Genomic DNA, 17,205 nt, shown 5'->3' with positions numbered 1-17,205 from the left:
GGAGGTGGTGGTGCCAGTCAGTACTCGCGTGGACCCGACTGGGGTGGGCCGTACTGCGGCGGACCGTATTGCTGCGGACCCGACTGGGGTTGACCGGACTGCGGCGGGCCGTACTGCTGAGGTCCCTGCGGATAGCCGCCGGTCCAGCCTGCGGGTGCGGTCGATCGGCGCTTGCTTCGACCACGCTTGACCCCGACGACGATCAGCGCGATCACGCCGAGGACCAGCCCACCGAAGCCGAGGGCGAATGCCCCGACCAGCGAGCCGGCCAGGGAGGTGCCGAAGCCGCGGCCGATAGCGGCGGTGGCAGGTCCGCCGGTGGTGGTGACGCGGTAGGTGCCCGGTGTGTTCGCCGTGAACGAGAAGGCTGCCCGGCCTTCGTGTTTGCCGAACGTGTAGGTCACGTTGGCGCTGTAGTCCTGTAGCGGAACTGCCGCGCCACTCGGATCGGTGATGCTCGTGGTGATCCGGCCGGGGAACCCGTGTTCCGAGGCGCCGGGGTACTCGAAATTCACCGTGTACCCGCCGGTTTCCGTCAGCTGCACAGCACCGGAGCCGGGCACCGGCACGCGCTGGAGATCATCGACCTTCCCGGACATGCCGACGAACCCGAGTACCCCCAGCACAATGCCGCCGACCAGACCGCCAACGATGAGTAGCGCACCGACGACGAACCACCAGCCGGAGGGTGTGATCCGTTGCGGCGCCTGCTGACCTGCTGAATACGGCGAGCCAGCGTATTGGGCTGGTTCCGGATATTGCGGCGCCATGGCAACCGGCTCCTCCCCGCCGATCCGCACGTCGACGTCCCGTCAGAATACGGCGACCACCCGCTGCGGCGCTGGCCATTGCGCGACGGTCACGCCGCAATCAGCCGGGCAAGCTCATGCATTCGGAGGCGATGCGGGTGCTGGCGGTGCGCGCCTTCTCCGCGTCGTCCTTGCTCATGCCTAGGGTTTGCTCGTCGGCGGCCTTGGTGTCGTACTCGTTGCTGACCATCAGGCGCAGCGCATCCTGCGAAATGCCTTGGTCGAAGAACAGTTTCGCCGCGCACTCGGCGCGTTCCTTGCCCTTGAAACCCTTGTCCTGCAACGACTTGGCCAGGTCTGCCTGCGTCACCGTCGGCGCCGCCGCCGGTGTGTCGTCGCCGCATGCCGCGAGCACCGGCAGCGCGATGAGCGCCGCGGCGATCAGGGAGATCCGCACCTGCATCCTCTTCCGTCGACTGGACACCGTTCCGAATGTCGGCCCTGATGGTAGGCGATCGACCTGCGATCTTCGTGGCCAACGGGTTGCGGAGCCGAGGCGTTTACAGGTCCATCGCGGCGCGCAGTGCGGTGTCGAGACGCTCCATGGTGTCGATTTCCATCTCGTCGATGCGTTCGGCGAGCCAGCCGCGGAAGATCCGCCCGATGTTGCCCGCGTGCACCCAGCCGTAGCTGTCTACCGGCACCGCGAGAATGTCCTGGGGATCATCCTCGACCACCTCGGCGGCGATCAGCCACGGTCTCGGCGACTCGTTGATGCCGTCACTGCTGATGAGCACGACAGTGCGACGACGCGGCGAACCATGCGGGTTGTAGATCCACAGTTCACCCCGCCGCACGCATCGCCTCCTCGGCGGCGGCCAGCTCGGCCGCATCGGCGGCGGCCTCTGCCGTCACGTCCGTCGCGGGGTTGCAGCCCATGCGCACGGCTTCGCGCCGAGCGGCCTTCGATATCCACGCCGACGGCGACATGCCCGCGCGGGCCGCGGCCTGCTCGGCGTAGGACCAGGCGGCCTCGTCCAGCGAAAGGGTGACCTTACGCGTTGCCATACCAATTACCGTACCGATGATGCGGCCCGTCTGCCACAATCGCCTGTGACGGGACGGCTGATTTGTCGAGCACATGGGTAACTCGCCGGGTACGGGCCAACTTTCCTAGAGACATCCCGCCGGTCGCCAACGCCCCTGTTGACGCACCTGAGTCTGGCCTGAATACGCGGAGAGGCGGGACAGATACCGAGATGACGACTTTGAACCATCACCGAGTCGGCAAGGGCGAACCGCTGGTTCTGGTGCATGGGATCGGCAGTCGATGGCAGGTGTGGGAGCCGGTCATCGGCGCGCTCGCCGAATCCTTCGAGGTGATCGCGGTCGATCTGCCCGGCTTCGGCAATTCGGCGCCACTGGCGGAAACCACCGTCGACAACCTCACCGACGCGCTCGCGGACTTCCTTGTGGAGCAAGGGCTCGAACGGCCACACCTGGCAGGCAATTCGATGGGTGGGCTCATCACGCTGAACCTCGGCGCGCGCGGGCTCGCCAGGTCGGTCACCGCGTTCTCGCCGATCGCGTTCTGGGACACCAGCGGTCGGATCTGGTGTCAGCAGTCGCTCGGCAAGTCACGCATGCTCGCGCGCCGATTGCAGCCCGCGCTGCCGACGATCCTCGGCACCGCAGTGGGCCGCACCGCATTCCTCAGTCTGGTCTTCGGCAAAGCGTGGGCGGTGAACGCACAGGTCGCGGTCGCCACCGCGAACGGCGCAGCAGACGCGCCCGGCTTCGAGTCCGCCCTCGCGTCGTTCGCCGACGCCAAGCTGGACGAGAACGGCAGTCTGGCCGACATCCCCGTCACCATCGCCTGGGGCAATCGCGACATCCTGCTGACCTATCTCACGCAAAGTCGCCGCGCCCGAACGGATTTGCCGAATGCCAGGCACGTCACGTTGCACGGCAGCGGCCACACGCCGTTCTACGACGACCCCGAGGCGTGCGCGCGGGCGGTGTTCGACACCGCGGGCACCGGGATCCAGTAGCGCCACAACACCTTTCCACACAGTCGGGCGCACCAGCCTGCCTATCGAACCCGGCGCGGCTCGGTCAACGTGTCCGGATGCGCCGTCCCCAGCAGAATGCGCACCGCGTTCCGCCAGCGCTGCTTGATGACCAGGTTCCGATCCACCTCACCGGTCAGCAACACCCGCATCGCGAGACCGGTCATGATCTCGATGGTGAACTCGGTGATCGTCGGCACCCGCGGGTCGTCGGGGAACTCCGCGCGGAAACTGTCCCGGATACTGCTGTGCATCAGCTCGAACAGCCGACGCTCCAGCGGCAGGAACGCGGCAAGCAGTTCCGGGTCGGTGCGCGCACCAACCCAAATCTCCAGCGCGGCAAGGAACGACGGCCCGCTGAGCATCCGCATAGTCAACTCGACGGCGACCTCGAGCCGATCCGCCGTCGCGGGAATGTCCTCGAATTCCTTTGCCAGCTGGTCATATCGGCGCGTGGCGAGGTGTTCGACCGCACCGGCCAGCAGCTCGGCCTTGGTCGGGAAGTGATGCTGCAGCGTGCCGCGCGGCACCCCGGCCCGCTTCTGCACCGCGAGCGTGGTTGTGCCTGCGTAGCCGTCTTCGACCAGGCTCTCCAGCGCCGCGTCCAGGAGGCGCGTGCGCATGCGCGCCCTGCGCTGCGCCTGCGTCTCCCGGACGCGTACTCCCACGGAGGTCAGCGCCCCTGCCACTGGGGTTCGCGCTTCTGCGCGAAGGCAAGCGCACCCTCGGCGGCATCTTTGGAAAACAGTGCGGGCAAGGCGATTTCACCCTGCTTGGCGAACCCCTCCGCAACGGTCCAGTCCGGCGACTCGTCGATGATCCGCTTGCTCGCGGCGACGGCAAGCGGTGCGGCAGCGGCAATTTCGGCGGCCAGCTCCAGCGCGGCGGCCAATGCGCCACCGGGCTCGGTCACTCGATTGACCAGGCCGAGCTGATAGAGCCGCTCGGCGCTGACCCGCCCGCCGGTCAGCGCGAGCTCGGCGGCCATGCTGCGCGGCAACCGCTGGGTGAGGCGCAGCACGCCGCCACCTGCCGCGACCAGTCCGCGCTTGACTTCCGGGATGCCGAACTGGGCATTGCTCGCCGCGACAATGAGGTCACCGGAGAGCGCCAGCTCGAAACCACCCGCGAGCGCGAAACCCTCGACCGCCGAAATCATCGGCTTCACCGGAGGTTTCGCCGCGATGCCCAGCGGACCACGGCGCTGCGTCATCGGCATCTCGCCCTTCGACGCGGCGACTAGATCCATACCGGCGCTGAAGGTTCCGCCCGCGCCGGTGAGCACGAGCACCCTGGCGGTGTCGTCGGCTTCGAACTCGTCGACGGCGGCCTCGATGGCCTGTGCGGTCGCCAGATTGATGGCGTTGCGGGCCTCGGGCCGGTTGACGGTCAGCACGGTGATGGCGTCACGCCGTTCCACCAAGATCACTTCAGTCATTTGACGGTCCTCTCAGTCAGCAGAGTGAGCTTTTCGGCCGCGGCGATCTCAGCCGCAGCGCCGAGCGGGTCACCGTCGACAAACGCGGCAACAGTCTCAGCATCCGACGCCCGAACCAGTATGCGGGCGCCGGTGGGGGTAAGAGCACTGACCACAACAGCTTCCGCCTCGTCGGCGTGCTCCGGCGCAGGGCCCTTGCGGTAGACGACGGTGTAGGACTCGACATTTACCGGCCCGGTGTAACCGGGCGCAGCTGCGCGGCGCGCCGCAGGCACTTCCGCCTCGATCGAATGAAACAGCCGCGCAGGCGGTTTCGCCGAGTACACGCCGACGCCATGCTTGGTGATGTACCAGCCGAGCGCGGTCGCCAGACCGTAGGCTTCGGGGTCTTCGCGCAACAAGCCGACCAGCGTCGCGATCGAATGAGTGGTGTAGTTGTTGCCCGGCCCGCCCGCGAACGTGAGCCCGCCGGTCACCGACAACGGCCGCGCCGGATCGTCGATCGGCAGGCCGAGCGCCTCGGCAGCGACCTGCACCGCAACCGGAAAGCACGAGTACAGGTCGATGTGCGCGACCTCATCGATGCCGATGCCAGCGGCGCCGAGCGCGGCCTGCCCGGCTGCGGCGATGGCGGGCGAGACGGACATGTCCGCACGTTCGGTGACGATCCACTCGTCGGTCGCGGTCGCCCCACCGTGCGGGAACACCCACCGGTCTCGAGGCACCCCAGCGGCGTCGGCCGCGGCCGCGCTGCAGACGATCAGCCCGGCACCCTGATTCACCGACAGGTTCGCGATGAGCAGCTTCGGATACGGCGTAGACACCAGCCGATTCGTCGACGACGGCGTCACCAGGTCGGCGACGGCGTGCGACTCCGGTTGCCACGCATAGGGATTGCGCGCCGCGATATCGGACAGCCGCGACCACAGGCCGCCGATCCGCGCCCGATGCTCGGCTTCGCTCAGTCCGAGCCGACCGCGCAGCGCGGTTTCCATCAGGGCATAGAAGTACACCGGGCCCCACATCCCGGCGTCGGTTTCCATGTCGGAGTTGGGCGCTCGATCCGAGCCGACGAGCTCGCTCGGCGCCAGGTCGTCCGGCTGCTCCGGCCAGTCGAGCGCGGCACCGGTGCGGGTCGCGGCGTTCCATGCGGCCACCGCCTCGGCGCCGGTGATCAGCGCGATGTCCGCCTGCCCGTCGGCGATGGCCTGCGCGACCGTGTTGAGCAGGCGCTGCGGTGCGTCGCCGCCGAAGCGCACGGACTGCATCGTCCGCTTCGGTGTCGCGCCGAGTTCGGCGGCGACGAGCGCGCCGAGATCCGCGTACGGCCTGCTGACCGGCGCCGCGGCCGCGATCAGGTCGGCCGAGCGCAGCAGCCGATCGGCGGTGCCGCTGTCGGCGCCCGCACGGCGCAAGGATTCGGCGGCGAGTTCAACCGGTCCCGGCAGTCCAGGCTCGTCGTTTCGGTGCACGACCTGCCCGGCGCCGACGAGCACCGGCGTTCGGGGGTCCATTCCCGCTGGCAGCATTGTTCCTCCGCTCCTCGCGGTTACCGTCAGCATTGACGGTAACTTGAGTTCGATTAGAACAGACCCCGTTCCACCGGGCAATGACCCACTGGACCTGAACTGACTCACGGGTAAGATCCGAGAATGGGCACCAACATCGCGCTGCGGTTCGACGGCGACCGCGCCTACGTCACACTCGACCGGCCGGACAAGCACAACGGCCTCACCATCGACATGCTCCGCGACCTGATCCGCACCGCCGACACCATCGCGGGCCGCGACGACGTGCGCGCGGTCATCCTGTCCGGCAACGGCCCCAGCTTCAGCAGCGGACTCGACATCGCCAAGGCCACCGGCGATCCGCTGTCCATCGTGCGCAGCTTCGTGCCGCTGCCATGGCGTGGCACCAACACCTTCCAGGAAGCCTGCTGGTCATGGCGCAGGCTGCGGGTTCCGGTGATCGCCGCGGTGCACGGCCGCTGCTACGGCGGCGGGCTGCAACTCGCACTGGCCGCCGACGTCCGCTTCGCCACCCCGGACTCGGAGTTCTCGGTGATGGAGGGCAAGCACGGACTCGTGCCGGACATGACCGGCGCGGCCACGCTGTCCCGGCTGATCGGCGTCGACAAGGCGCTGCTGCTGACCATGACCGCGGACACCGTCGACGCCGCCTACGCCGAGCGCATCGGCCTGGTCACCGAGGTCACCGCGGATCCGGTCGCCGCCGCGGAGAAGCTCGCCGAGCGGATCGCGACCCGCTCCCCGCATGCCGTCGCAGGCGCCAAACGACTCTTCGACAAGGCATGGCACGCCTCGACACGCCGCACGTTCGCATTGGAACGCGCGACCCAGCTACCGCTGATCATTCGGCTGGCAACACAGGGGAAGTCCTCGAAAAGCTAACGCGACAACGGCCTGACGCCCGGGCCAGGCACCACATTTTGGCTAATTCACTGCTAATATTTGAGGGATTTGCCAGCCAGTCGAATTGTGGTGCGCTGCACGCCGCGAGTGGTCTGTGTATCGCGGGAAGTCTGTGTTTCGCATCGCTCTCGGCGAGAATCCGGAGGGCTCACAGACTTGACCAGAACAGCATCCATCGTGCTTTCAGCGTTGGCGGGTGCTTCGGCCTTGCTTCTCACCGTCACTGCCGCCCCGGCCACCGCGAACCCGAACACGATCAATCCGATTCCGGTGCTCAACGGCAGCAACGGCCTGCCCAATCTGCCTGGCCGCAGCAAGGCCGTGTTCCAGATGACCGGCATGGCAAGCCCGAACAACACCCAGGCCTACAACGTGCTCGGCACCGACCTCGGGATCATGTGGGACAACGGGAACGGCGAGCTACTCACCGCCTTCGGCGACACTGCCGGCCTCGGCTTCCCCAATCTGCTCGCAGGCAGCTTTTGGGCGTGGCGCTCCAATATTCTGACGCGCAGCCACACCCAGAACCCGGCAAATGGGATTTATTTCGACAGCGTGGTCCGGGATGTATTCGGTCAGGCCCGCGATTTGATACCGAGCCCGAAGATTCCCTTCCTCGAGATCAGTCGCATTCCGACAGCAGGCATTTCGGTCGGTGGCGTGCAATTCATGAGCTTGATGTCGGTGCGCAGCTGGGACGAGGTCGGCCAGTGGAGCACGAACTATTCCGGGCTCGCCGCCTCCGGCGACAACGGCGAAACCTGGGGCGAACTGCCCGCTACCAGGCGGCCGGATGAGGGCGGCAACAGCAACTTTCAGATGAACGCATTCCTCAAGGACGGCGGCTTCGTCTACGAGTACGGCACACCGCCGGGACGCAACAACCAAGCGTTCGTCGCGCGGGTGCCCGAGGCGGAGATCACCGACCTCGGCGCCTACGAGTACTGGGACGGCGAGCGGTGGCGGCGCGGAGATGTCGACGCCGCGGCGCCGATCATGTGGGGCGTCGGTGAACTCTCGGTGATGTACAACGCGTATCTGGGGCAATACATCTCGCTCACCACCGACCCGTTCAACTCGGTCGTCATGCGCCGAGCGCCCGCGCCGACGGGACCGTGGAGTGATCCCGAGGTGTTGATCGATACCAGGGAGCTGCCGAGCGCGTATGCGCCGTCGATCTTCCCGTACCAGACCGGGCGTGATCTGTACTACCTGACGACCGTGCACAGTCAGTACAACGTGCTGCTCATGCGCACAACGCTGTAAAGGTTTCCGCGACGGGTTCTCCACGATCCGGCCCAGCCCTTGACCTCAACATTAGTTCATGTACGAGGCTGGGCTGCGTCGGATCGTCTTTCAGGAGGAACCATGAAAACCACAGTGCGCGAATGGCTCAGTGCCAACGCCCAGACAGTGCTCGACACCGATCCGAACGCCACCGGCGCCGATCTCGATCCACTGCTCGACCGGCTCGGGTCCGCGACGGTGGTCGGGCTCGGCGAGTCGACGCGCTTCTCCCAACAGTTGTCCGGAATCCAGGAGCGGGTGTTCCGCGCACTGGTCGAACGACATGGCTTCCGCGGGTTGGCCATCCAAGACAGCGCCCGGTCCGGCGCACGCTGGGACGACTACGTGCGCGCCGGGATCGGCGATCCCGAATCGGTGCTGGCCGGCTCGTGGGCGCCGTGGCGAACCACGGAAACCGTTGCGGCACTGCACTGGATCCGCGCGTTCAACCAGGCGCACCCGGACGACCCGATCCGCATCCTCGGCGTCGAGCCGCCGCGCGCCGAAGCCTCGGACTACGATGCCGTTCTCGACTACGTCCGCCGCGTGGCGCCGGATCGGTTGTCCGCCATCGACACTCACCTCGCGCCGATCCGCACCGCACACCGGGTCGACGAGCACATTCAGCGGCATCGAGGCATCCATCCAGGCCGCCCCTTCGTCGAGGATGCCCGCGCTGCCCTGGCATTGGTCGAAACCCTGCCGAAGACAACGGGATACGCCGAGGTGCTGGCGCACGCGCAGCTGATCGTCGACTTCCACGCCAACAGCGTCGCCGGAAAGGGCGGATTCGGCCGCGACTCGAGCGCCGCGGGCCAGCGAGTCGTCGACTGGCAGCACAGCACCGGCGCTAAGGTCGTGTACTGGGACGGCATTGCCCTCACCATGAACCTCGGAGCGGGGTTGGGGACAGCCGCATTCCGTGGCATCGGTTCCTACCTGCGTGACGCGTTCGGCACCGGATACGCGTCGGTTGCCATCGGTTTCCACCACGGCGACCTCGGCGTCGCCGTCGCGCCCGCCCCGCGGCCGGAGCTGATCGATGCGCTCCTCGGCGAGATCGACCTGCCCGTCTACTACGTAGACCTGCACGCCGACGCGCCCGAAGCGGTGCGCGCATGGCTCGATGCTCCGGCCAAGGCGCGCATTATCAGCGGCATGTACGACCCGGCCGAGGATGCAGGCGCGTATCTCGCGTTCGACTCGCTGGCCGGCGCCTTCGACGTCCTGGTGCACATTCGCGAAGTCACACCGGTGCACTGGTTGCCGGAGCCCGTCGCGGTGTAAGCCCCGGTCCACGATCAATAGACTCGCGGACATGGATGCGACCGATTGGGACGAGCGCTACGCGCAAACTGAATTGGTCTGGGGCGCACCACCGAACAACACCGTGGTGGAGCACGTCTACGGGCTGGAGCGCCGCACGCCGCTCCAGCCCGACACGGCCGACGGTCCTGCCCCCGAGTTGCCACGCGCCCTCGACCTGGCCTGCGGCGAAGGTCGCAACGCGTTGTGGCTGGCCACCCACGGCTGGCAGGTGCACGCCGTCGACTACTCCCAGGTCGGCGTCGACAAGGGACGCACCGTCGCCACCCGGCTGTCCCGCTCGGTCCGCAGTCGCATCACCTGGCAGTGCGCCGACGTCACCGACCTCGACGCCGCCGAGATCACCGGTCCGTTCGAGCTGATCCTGATGGTCTTCCTGCATCTGCCGAAGGACGAGCGGCGCATCGTGCTCCGCGCCGCCGCGGAACTGCTTGCTCCGGACGGCACTCTGCTCGTGCTCGGCCACGACACCCTCAACCTCACCGAGGGCTACGGCGGGCCGCAGGACCCTTCGATCTTGTTCACTCCGGACGACATCGCGGCCGACCTGGGCGACAGCCCCATTCGTATCCGGCTCGCGGACCGCGTCTATCGACCCACCGAGAGTCGCGATGCGATCGATGCCCTGGTCATCGCCACCCGTCCGGTGACAGGACCGGCCGAGTTGGAGTCCGGTGCATGAGGTCACCGCAGTAGCTGCCATTCCAGTGCCCACGGGATGAACACCACACCGGCGAGCACCAGCACGCAGAGCCGGACGCGGAGCGCCCCGACCACCTGATCGCGGGCGCGCCACCAACTGATCGCGGTCGCTGCAGTGGCAAGGAGCACCCCGACGGCACTGATCTGCAGCACCAGCCATGGCAGGGTGCGGCCTGCCACCAGGGCGGTGGCGCCTTCGCCGCTGGTTGCGAAGATCGACAGGAGATAGGACAGGGTCCCGACGACGGCCACCAGCCCGGCTGCGGCCAGCCCTCGGGCAGGCCATCGCACGGGGTTGCGGCCGGTGCGCCCGACCCACGCCGACAACGGGTACCCGGCGAATCCGATCAGCAACAACGCCAGGGCGGCGTATCGCACGGCGGCCGCCTCGTACCAAGCTCCGCTGGACGGGGCGCGGCTCGTATCAGCTTGCGACGGAACAGCTTCGATGCTCGACGCCGGCGCGCGACCCGCGACGACAGACTGGATCCACGACGTCATCGTTTCGGTGTAGACCGGCCCGAGCGCGCCGAGCGGCTTGCCGTTGAAGATCAGGCCGCCGACCTTGTCGAAGCCATCGGTGGTCGCGTGCCCGGTATGGCCTGCCTCCGGCACGAATCGGACCGTGACGTGCTGATTGCCCGCGCGCGCCAGCGCCTGCTTGAACACCGCGGCGCTCTCCGCGGGCGGGCACAGCGTGTCGTGCTCACCCCACAGCGCCAGCACCGGCAGGCGTAGGCGCTCCAACGCCGGCACCGGGTCGTGCCACGCTTCCGGGAAGAGTCCGGTGTCGGCCATGTGCTGGGCGCCCGGTCCAGCGATCACATCCCGGAGCGGCTCGGAAATCCCTTGGTGGCGTAGCTGATTGCCCAGGTTCCAGGTCTGGGTGCGCAGCGGTTCGAAGCCGGAGGCGCCGATCGTCACCAGGAATGCGAGGTCGGGTGCTGCCGCGGCGGCAAGTGGCGCTACCCAGCCGCCTTCGCTCAATGCCCACAGACCGACCTGCGTCGGCTCGACATCGGCGCGGTTGCGCAATGTCGCGACGCCCGCAAGCACGTCATCGGCCAGCAAGTCGAAGTCGCGGTGCATGAGGGAGTAGCCGTCGGTGCGTTTGTCGAAGGCCAGCGTGACGATGCCCGCGCGGGCGAACACCTCGGCCTCGGGGACGTATTTGGCGCGCGGGCCCGGCCCCGCGCCGTGGACAAGGACGATGCCAGGACGCTTCGGTACGGCGGTGTCGGCGCGAGGGGCGAAGACGGTGCCGTGCAGCGTCACGCCGTGACTTTCGAACGTGACTTCCTGCTGCACGATGTCCTGCTCGGCGGACGCGGCGGGTGCGGCGATACCGAGGCACGCGAGCACCCCGACCAGGACGAGCGCTGGCGTGCGTAGTGTTGACGAATAGTGCTTCAACCAGGCGAAAAGGCCGATCTGCATGGGTGGAACGGTAGCGACCGAGCCGTCTTACTACATCGGGCCGCAGAGCTAGACCCCCAGTCCGACAAGCACTTTCAGTCATCCCGCCGACGAGGGATGCGGCAGTGGGTCGGCTGCGGTACTACACCGACCTCCTGCCGAGGACCGACGCAGTCTGATCAGGCACTCCACCGCTGCAACCACGGCGTGACGGTCTCGGCGATGACATCGAATCCGGTGCGGAAGGAATGCGGCTGCCCCGCGATCACCCTGACCTCCGCGGCATCCGCCGGATCCGGGATGCCGAACGGGTCGCTGCCGCCGTTGATGACGACCACCTCGATATCGCCGGGTGCGAGCAACTCCGCGCGGCGCGAGTTCTCCGGCTTCCCCGGCGGGTGCAGCGGAAACGACAGCGCGATCACCCCGCGCGCGCCGACCTCGATCGCCGTCCGGCAGGCCACGCGAGCCCCGTTGCTCCGTCCGCCCTGGATCAGCGGGATCTTCTTTTTCCGCGCGCGCAACGCGGCGACGATCTCCAGCCACGCCTCGTCCTGCTTCACCGCGGACCCCGGCGCACGCCGACCAGCGACCCGATAGGGCTGCACCACCCGTGCCACCGCGCCACCCAGTTGAACGGCCGCATCACGCACGGTCAGGATGTCCTTGGCGTCGACTCCGCCGCCGGAGCCATGCGTGAGAAGCAGCAGGAAGGTGGGCTTACGCGGCTGGTCGAGCTCGATCTCAGCCGGTCCGGCACTCGTCTCGATGCGCACAGTTCACGGTAACCGGGTCGGCGTGTGTACTCCGGCGCGCACCGCGTGTCGCTGTTTTTCGCGTCACATTGCTCGCTCGAGCCTTTGCGAGCCCATTACTGGTCGGTAATATGGGAGCTAAGTTACCCGCGAGTAGCATGCGGAAAACCGGCTACCCGGTGGAGCGAACAAACGGGCGGGAACGGCTAACCAACCGACCGCACCAACTCAACGGAGAGTGAGTACCGACATGGGTCACTACAAGAGCAACGTCCGCGACCTGGAGTTCAACCTCTTCGAGGTCTTGGGTCTCGGTTCCATCCTCGACAGCGGCGCCTACGGCGACCTCGACACGGACACCGTCAAGGAGATGCTCAGCGAGGTGCGTCGCCTGTCCGAAGGCCCGCTCGCCGAATCCTTCGCCGACGCCGACCGCAACCCGCCGGTCTTCGATCCGGAAACCCACACCGTCGCCATCCCCGAGTCGTTCAAGAAGTCCTTCCGCGCACTGCAGGAAGGCGGCTGGGAGAAGCTCGCCCTGCCCGAGGAGCTCGGCGGACTCGCCGTGCCGAAGACCGTGCACTGGGCCATCAGCGAGATGATCCTCGGTGCGGCGCCTGCCGCCTACATGTACGCAGCGGGCCCCGGCTTCAACGCCATCTTCTACAACAACGGCACCGAAGAGCAGAAGAAGTGGGCCAAGATCGGCGTCGAGCGCGACTGGGGCGCCACCATGGTGCTCACCGAGCCCGATGCCGGTTCCGACGTCGGCGCAGGCCGCACCAAGGCCATCAAGCAGGAAGACGGCACCTGGCACATCGAGGGCGTCAAGCGCTTCATCACCTCCGGTGACGCCGACGACCTGTTCGAGAACACCGTCCACCTGGTGCTGGCGCGCCCCGAAGGCGCAGGACCTGGCACCAAGGGCCTGTCGCTGTTCTTCGTGCCGAAGTTCCACTTCGACCACGAGACCGGCGAACTCGGCGACCGCAACGGCGTTTTCGTCACCGGCGTCGAACACAAGATGGGCCTGAAGGTCTCGGCCACCTGTGAGGTCACCTTCGGCGGCAACGGCATTCCGGCCAAGGGCTGGCTCGTCGGCGAGGTGCACAACGGCATCGCGCAGATGTTCGACGTCATCGAGAACGCGCGAATGATGGTGGGCACCAAGGCCATCGCCACCCTGTCGACCGGCTACCTGAACGCACTCGACTACGCCAAGAACCGGGTGCAGGGCGCCGACCTGACCAAGATGACCGACAAGGCCGCGCCCCGCGTGACCATCACCCACCACCCCGACGTGCGGCGCTCGCTGGCCACCCAGAAGGCATACGCCGAGGGCCTGCGCGCGGTGTACCTCTACACCGCCGCACACCAGAATGCCGATATCGCCCAGCAGGTTTCGGGTGCGGACGCCGATGTCGCGTTCCGCGTCAACGATCTGCTGCTGCCGATCGTCAAGGGTGTCGGTTCCGAGCGGGCCTACCAGTACCTGACCGAATCGCTGCAGACCCTCGGTGGCTCCGGCTTCCTGCAGGACTACCCGATCGAGCAGTACATCCGGGACGCGAAGATCGACTCGCTGTACGAGGGCACCACCGCGATCCAGGCGCAGGACTTCTTCTTCCGCAAGATCGCCCGTGACCGCGGCGTCGCACTGGCGCACGTGGCAGGCCAGGTCCAGAAGTTCATCGAGTCGGAGGCGGGCAACGGCCGCCTGAAGGGCGAGCGCAAGCTGCTCGCCACCGCGCTCGAGGACGTGCAGGCCATGGCGGCCTCGCTCACCGGCCACCTGATGGGCGCGCAGGAGAACCCGGCCGAGCTGTACAAGGTCGGCCTCGGTTCCGTGCGCTTCCTGCTCGCGGTCGGCGACCTGCTCATCGGCTGGCAGCTGCTGCGTCAGGCCGAGGTCGCCATCAAGGCGCTCGACAACGGGGCCACCGGCGCCGACGAGTCGTTCTACCAGGGCAAGGTCGCTGTCGCGCAGTTCTTCGCGCGCAACATCCTTCCCGAGCTCACTGCGGTGCGCGCGGTGCTGGCCAACCTGGACAACGACATCATGGAGCTGGACGAAGCGGCGTTCTGATCCACTGAAACGACGAAAACGGCCCGGATTGCTCCGGGCCGTTTTCGTCGTCATGGGATGTGCGAGCGCTGTCCTTCATGGTGCGTTCGCGGTTCGACGGGTGGTGTTCGAGGTTCGACGACAGGTGGGGTTCGAGCCGACAGTTGTTGGACGACAACCAAATTGCCGCCGAGCTGTTTAGCGCGATACATCGCCGTGTCGGCGCAGCTGATCAGCGAGTACGGCGTCGGCGAGTCACAGCGGCCGTCGAACAACGCGACCCCGATGCTCGCGGTCACCGCGACCGGACCCTCCGGCTCGGCAACCGCTCGACGAATCAACTCCGCCGCAGTGCGCGCCGTCTGGGCGTCAAGACGCCCGAAGATCAGGAACTCCTCGCCACCCGTCCGCGACACCACCATCCCGGACGCCTCGACCGAGCGTAAGCGGCGTGCCGTCCTGGTCAGGACCTCGTCACCCACTCGGTGACCGAAACCGTCGTTGACGTCCTTGAATCGATCGAGATCGACCGCGATCGCACAGACCGGGCCGTGCCAGCCCGTCTCGACCACCTTCATCAGGTGCAGTTCCAGACCGCGCCGGTTCAACAGCTTCGTCAGCGGATCCGTGACCGCGTCCTGGCGCAGCACCCAGTAGAAGAACTGCATCGACGGCAGCATCACCACGCCCGCGACCAGCGAGATCAACACGATCGCGATGCCGAGGAACAGGTCACCGCCGGCCACCACCATGCGCGCCGTCAGCGCGACGCTCGACAACACTGTCCAACTTGCATGTAGGGCAAGAACTTTGGCGTTGTGCATGACCGCGATGTAGCCGCCGGTGACGACCAGCAGAATGACGCCGATCGCGCCGTAGACGCGGTTCGACTCCTGCAGGTTGGCCACCGTGATCGCGACATCCGCGGCGGCGAACAAAAGCAGTGATTCGGTCCGCGTCGGCCACGGAAGCGTCCACCAGCGCACAGCCCAGAACAACGCGAACCCGGTGATGATCCAGTCGAGGAATCGACCGAGCGGACTGATCGGGCCAGTATCGGACGACAACACCATAAGCGTGATGCTCGCCAGGAAAACCCCGCCCGCCCCGATAACCGCCTTCGTCCACCGCATCGCGACGTGGGAGTTGAGGGCACGCGACAGCCAGGCGTAGTCGGCGGGATCTCGCCACCAAGCCTCGAGCATCGCGCGACCATTGTCCACAGGGCCACCGCCTCGTCGAGAGGGACCATTGCTTCGCACACGCAGAACGCGAGATTTCGCCGTTGGAATCTCACCAGCTAACTTTCTCAGTGTACGACTGTTCGCTGAGTTGGGTTGGTGTGTTCGTCGGCACAGGTATGGTGAGCGGCATAAAGCCGCCTGATCAGGCATAACGCGGCTGCCGTTCGGCCCTTGGAGTGATATCCGCGAACGGCCCGGATTCCTCCGGGTCACTCTTCCGTGCCAGAAACTCTTCGCCGCCGACCTCCAGCAAACCTTGGATTTTTGCTACTCGGCCGGCTGCAGGGTCAGCATCGACCGGCTGGCCAACAAGCCGCTTCGGTGATGTCGACAACGCCTTGCTGGAGCCAGCGGATCATCCTGATCGAGATCGGCCCCATCAATCATCTGATAGGCGCAGCCCTGGTCACTGAGCATCAACATCTTCGACACATCGTGAAGACCGGCAGCCACCCATAGCGTTCAAGCCATTCGGCGGGCAACCCGAAATGCTCAGGCAGCGAGGATGCTACCGACGATGGCGCACGTGGTGTCGCCATCGCTACTTGTCATCTGCCGCTTGGGTTTCCGGCACCCCGACGCGGGTGTAGAGCTCACACCACGAGAGCCTTGCAAGCTGCCGCAGGTGTACCTGCCGTCGCGCCTCGATACTGCTAAGTTCTGGATGTGCTCGCCCTCGAGATCTTCGACGACTACATTTCCTGGCTTCGTGTGAACGTGCCGCTGGCGTACGACAATCTGGCGCCACCTGCCACCGCATCGGAGCTGGCAGCGCTGGAGGAAGCAGTCGGATACGAGCTTCCGTCCACGGTGAAGGCCGTCCTCGGCGTTCACAACGGCCAAAAGGTATCGCTCACACCCTCCGGAGGAGAGCACGGAGTACCGTGCATTCCGACATTGAACCTTCTGTCCACAGGAGCAATCCAGGAACGTTGGGAAATTTGGGCGGAAACACGACGTGGCCCCGACATCGAGGAACTCCAGAAAATGGGTGGAGTGTGGCCTGGCGCCGAAGGACTGATCAGGCCGTTGTACACGTCTCCGGGCTGGATACCGCTCTGGTCCGATCCCACGCGCCACGACTACATTGGCATTGACCTCGACCCGGCCCCCGGTGGCAAGACCGGACAGATTATCAATTTCGGCCGGGACGAGGAGCGACACTTTCTCTGCGCACCAGATTTCACCAGCCTGCTACAGATCCTCCTCGAGGAGGTTAGGTCGGGCGCCTGGCAAGCTTCGAAGCTCCATGACGAGGAGTACGAGGATGACAAGATAATCGAAGGTGGCCCTTGGTTCGGCGACCCCGACGAACACTTCTTCAACGCCCTATATGCCCGATTCGAGGCCAACGAAGATAACAGTTGAGACGTTGCAGCTGCCGCAGTTCAGGTTCCGTAGGAAAAACTCGCATTCATATCCCACTGCCCGCTCGGCTCCTTCTGATACCGATAAACAACTTTGATCAACTTCGTTTGCGCATGCTGATGTGAATCCACCAATTCGCCGACGATCTGATAAAGCTCGTCTTCCGGCACAATAACGGGCTGAGTATCGGAGATCAGCGTGATATGAATGCCTTCATCATCGAGCTCGATCGTGAGCTCAGCCGAATTGTCCTCTTCATACATTTCCCGAAGGACCCTATTCCCGATTGCGATATCGAGTCTATGCTGATCTTCCATAGACAGCTCGGGCATGTAGCTCTCTCCATTTCCTGCG

General features: G+C 66.2%; 19 protein-coding genes. 7 read left to right on the top strand and 12 right to left on the bottom strand.

The genetic code is table 11. The features are described from left to right. Window positions 1–17: 17 nt before the first annotated feature. The 4 genes from NA11_RS46145 to NA11_RS17845 form a co-directional block, all read right to left on the bottom strand. Complete coding sequence (locus tag NA11_RS46145) at window positions 18–770, bottom strand: hypothetical protein (protein ID WP_174567693.1); 753 nt, start codon at window positions 768–770, stop codon at window positions 18–20. A 100-nt stretch (window positions 771–870) separates the two neighbouring features. Then, window positions 871–1,206 carry a hypothetical protein gene (locus NA11_RS17855; RefSeq protein ID WP_069163078.1) on the bottom strand — a complete coding sequence of 112 codons (336 nt, stop codon included), beginning with the start codon at window positions 1,204–1,206 and terminating at the stop codon, window positions 871–873. A gap of 103 nt (window positions 1,207–1,309) precedes the next feature. Further along, on the bottom strand, window positions 1,310–1,606 hold the full coding sequence (locus tag NA11_RS17850; RefSeq protein WP_069163047.1) for a hypothetical protein: 297 nt from the start codon (window positions 1,604–1,606) through the stop codon (window positions 1,310–1,312). Next, window positions 1,593–1,817: a hypothetical protein gene (locus tag NA11_RS17845; protein WP_069163046.1), complete on the bottom strand. Its 225-nt coding sequence runs from the start codon at window positions 1,815–1,817 to the stop codon at window positions 1,593–1,595. Before NA11_RS17845 ends, NA11_RS17850 begins: the two co-directional genes overlap by 14 nt. Before the next feature lie 191 nt (window positions 1,818–2,008). Between NA11_RS17845 and NA11_RS17840 the strand changes: the two genes are divergently transcribed. Beyond that, window positions 2,009–2,800 (top strand): alpha/beta fold hydrolase, encoded by a 792-nt coding sequence (locus NA11_RS17840; protein WP_069163045.1) that lies wholly within the window; start codon window positions 2,009–2,011, stop codon window positions 2,798–2,800. A 41-nt stretch (window positions 2,801–2,841) separates the two neighbouring features. On the opposite strand, the gene NA11_RS17835 is transcribed toward NA11_RS17840, so the two are convergent. Genes NA11_RS17835 through NA11_RS17825 form a run of 3 tightly spaced genes read right to left on the bottom strand, consistent with a single transcriptional unit; the run spans window position 2,842 to window position 5,785 of the window. Then, on the bottom strand, window positions 2,842–3,441 hold the full coding sequence (locus NA11_RS17835) for a TetR/AcrR family transcriptional regulator (protein ID WP_069163077.1): 600 nt from the start codon (window positions 3,439–3,441) through the stop codon (window positions 2,842–2,844). 50 nt (window positions 3,442–3,491) lie between these two features. Then, a complete protein-coding gene (locus NA11_RS17830) occupies window positions 3,492–4,256 on the bottom strand; it encodes a crotonase/enoyl-CoA hydratase family protein (protein WP_069163044.1) in 765 nt (254 codons plus the stop codon). Continuing rightward, window positions 4,253–5,785: a TLP1 C-terminal extension domain-containing protein gene (locus NA11_RS17825; protein WP_069163043.1), complete on the bottom strand. Its 1,533-nt coding sequence runs from the start codon at window positions 5,783–5,785 to the stop codon at window positions 4,253–4,255. Before NA11_RS17825 ends, NA11_RS17830 begins: the two co-directional genes overlap by 4 nt. Before the next feature lie 135 nt (window positions 5,786–5,920). Between NA11_RS17825 and NA11_RS17820 the strand changes: the two genes are divergently transcribed. The 4 genes from NA11_RS17820 to NA11_RS17805 all read left to right on the top strand — a co-directional run bounded on the left by NA11_RS17820 (window position 5,921) and on the right by NA11_RS17805 (window position 9,983). Further along, window positions 5,921–6,667 carry a crotonase/enoyl-CoA hydratase family protein gene (locus NA11_RS17820; protein ID WP_369691136.1) on the top strand — a complete coding sequence of 249 codons (747 nt, stop codon included), beginning with the start codon at window positions 5,921–5,923 and terminating at the stop codon, window positions 6,665–6,667. A gap of 177 nt (window positions 6,668–6,844) precedes the next feature. Beyond that, on the top strand, window positions 6,845–7,954 hold the full coding sequence (locus NA11_RS17815; RefSeq protein WP_069163041.1) for a glycoside hydrolase family 183 protein: 1,110 nt from the start codon (window positions 6,845–6,847) through the stop codon (window positions 7,952–7,954). A gap of 102 nt (window positions 7,955–8,056) precedes the next feature. Continuing rightward, a complete protein-coding gene (locus NA11_RS17810) occupies window positions 8,057–9,262 on the top strand; it encodes an erythromycin esterase family protein (protein WP_069163040.1) in 1,206 nt (401 codons plus the stop codon). Window positions 9,263–9,293: 31 nt separating this feature from the next. Next, a complete protein-coding gene (locus tag NA11_RS17805) occupies window positions 9,294–9,983 on the top strand; it encodes a class I SAM-dependent methyltransferase (protein WP_069163039.1) in 690 nt (229 codons plus the stop codon). A 2-nt stretch (window positions 9,984–9,985) separates the two neighbouring features. Here NA11_RS17805 and NA11_RS17800 read toward each other — a convergent pair whose 3' ends face one another. Continuing rightward, on the bottom strand, window positions 9,986–11,440 hold the full coding sequence (locus NA11_RS17800; protein WP_084654721.1) for an alpha/beta hydrolase family protein: 1,455 nt from the start codon (window positions 11,438–11,440) through the stop codon (window positions 9,986–9,988). A 158-nt stretch (window positions 11,441–11,598) separates the two neighbouring features. Next, window positions 11,599–12,195, bottom strand: a complete 597-nt coding sequence (locus NA11_RS17795; protein ID WP_069163038.1) for an alpha/beta hydrolase family protein — start codon at window positions 12,193–12,195, stop codon at window positions 11,599–11,601. Between the two features lie 229 nt (window positions 12,196–12,424). On the opposite strand from NA11_RS17795, the gene NA11_RS17790 reads away from it, so the two are divergent. Continuing rightward, window positions 12,425–14,260, top strand: coding sequence for an acyl-CoA dehydrogenase (locus NA11_RS17790; RefSeq protein ID WP_069163037.1), 1,836 nt, complete (start codon window positions 12,425–12,427; stop codon window positions 14,258–14,260). 50 nt (window positions 14,261–14,310) lie between these two features. On the opposite strand, the gene NA11_RS17785 is transcribed toward NA11_RS17790, so the two are convergent. Both NA11_RS17785 and NA11_RS45675 read right to left on the bottom strand, forming a co-directional pair. Further along, window positions 14,311–15,444 (bottom strand): GGDEF domain-containing protein, encoded by a 1,134-nt coding sequence (locus NA11_RS17785; protein ID WP_167837667.1) that lies wholly within the window; start codon window positions 15,442–15,444, stop codon window positions 14,311–14,313. Between the two features lie 306 nt (window positions 15,445–15,750). Further along, entirely contained in the window at window positions 15,751–15,906 is a 156-nt protein-coding gene (locus NA11_RS45675) for a hypothetical protein (protein WP_167837666.1), read from the bottom strand. 243 nt (window positions 15,907–16,149) lie between these two features. On the opposite strand from NA11_RS45675, the gene NA11_RS17780 reads away from it, so the two are divergent. After that, window positions 16,150–16,851, top strand: coding sequence for an SMI1/KNR4 family protein (locus NA11_RS17780; RefSeq protein ID WP_069163035.1), 702 nt, complete (start codon window positions 16,150–16,152; stop codon window positions 16,849–16,851). A 20-nt stretch (window positions 16,852–16,871) separates the two neighbouring features. Here the strand turns inward: NA11_RS17780 and NA11_RS17775 are convergent, their stop codons facing one another. Beyond that, window positions 16,872–17,183: a hypothetical protein gene (locus tag NA11_RS17775; RefSeq protein WP_141717672.1), complete on the bottom strand. Its 312-nt coding sequence runs from the start codon at window positions 17,181–17,183 to the stop codon at window positions 16,872–16,874. Window positions 17,184–17,205 lie beyond the last annotated feature (22 nt).

It is taken from the genome of Nocardia altamirensis NBRC 108246, assembly GCF_001612685.1.
In the GTDB taxonomy this organism is placed as follows: domain Bacteria; phylum Actinomycetota; class Actinomycetes; order Mycobacteriales; family Mycobacteriaceae; genus Nocardia; species Nocardia altamirensis.
This window is presented reverse-complemented; position numbering and strand designations above follow the sequence as displayed.

What these genes read in the sequence shown, in the direction of transcription:
- NA11_RS46145 (WP_174567693.1), bottom strand. Translation starts at nt 770, where the DNA reads ATGGCGCCGCAATATCCGGAACCAGCCCAATACGCTGGCTCGCCGTAT.
- NA11_RS17845 (WP_069163046.1), bottom strand. Translation starts at nt 1,817, where the DNA reads ATGGCAACGCGTAAGGTCACCCTTTCGCTGGACGAGGCCGCCTGGTCC.
- NA11_RS17840 (WP_069163045.1), top strand. Translation starts at nt 2,009, where the DNA reads ATGACGACTTTGAACCATCACCGAGTCGGCAAGGGCGAACCGCTGGTT.
- NA11_RS17835 (WP_069163077.1), bottom strand. Translation starts at nt 3,441, where the DNA reads ATGCGCACGCGCCTCCTGGACGCGGCGCTGGAGAGCCTGGTCGAAGAC.
- NA11_RS17830 (WP_069163044.1), bottom strand. Translation starts at nt 4,256, where the DNA reads ATGACTGAAGTGATCTTGGTGGAACGGCGTGACGCCATCACCGTGCTG.
- NA11_RS17825 (WP_069163043.1), bottom strand. Translation starts at nt 5,785, where the DNA reads ATGCTGCCAGCGGGAATGGACCCCCGAACGCCGGTGCTCGTCGGCGCC.
- NA11_RS17810 (WP_069163040.1), top strand. Translation starts at nt 8,057, where the DNA reads ATGAAAACCACAGTGCGCGAATGGCTCAGTGCCAACGCCCAGACAGTG.
- NA11_RS17805 (WP_069163039.1), top strand. Translation starts at nt 9,294, where the DNA reads ATGGATGCGACCGATTGGGACGAGCGCTACGCGCAAACTGAATTGGTC.
- NA11_RS17800 (WP_084654721.1), bottom strand. Translation starts at nt 11,440, where the DNA reads ATGCAGATCGGCCTTTTCGCCTGGTTGAAGCACTATTCGTCAACACTA.
- NA11_RS17790 (WP_069163037.1), top strand. Translation starts at nt 12,425, where the DNA reads ATGGGTCACTACAAGAGCAACGTCCGCGACCTGGAGTTCAACCTCTTC.
- NA11_RS17785 (WP_167837667.1), bottom strand. Translation starts at nt 15,444, where the DNA reads ATGCTCGAGGCTTGGTGGCGAGATCCCGCCGACTACGCCTGGCTGTCG.
- NA11_RS45675 (WP_167837666.1), bottom strand. Translation starts at nt 15,906, where the DNA reads ATGTTGATGCTCAGTGACCAGGGCTGCGCCTATCAGATGATTGATGGG.
- NA11_RS17775 (WP_141717672.1), bottom strand. Translation starts at nt 17,183, where the DNA reads ATGCCCGAGCTGTCTATGGAAGATCAGCATAGACTCGATATCGCAATC.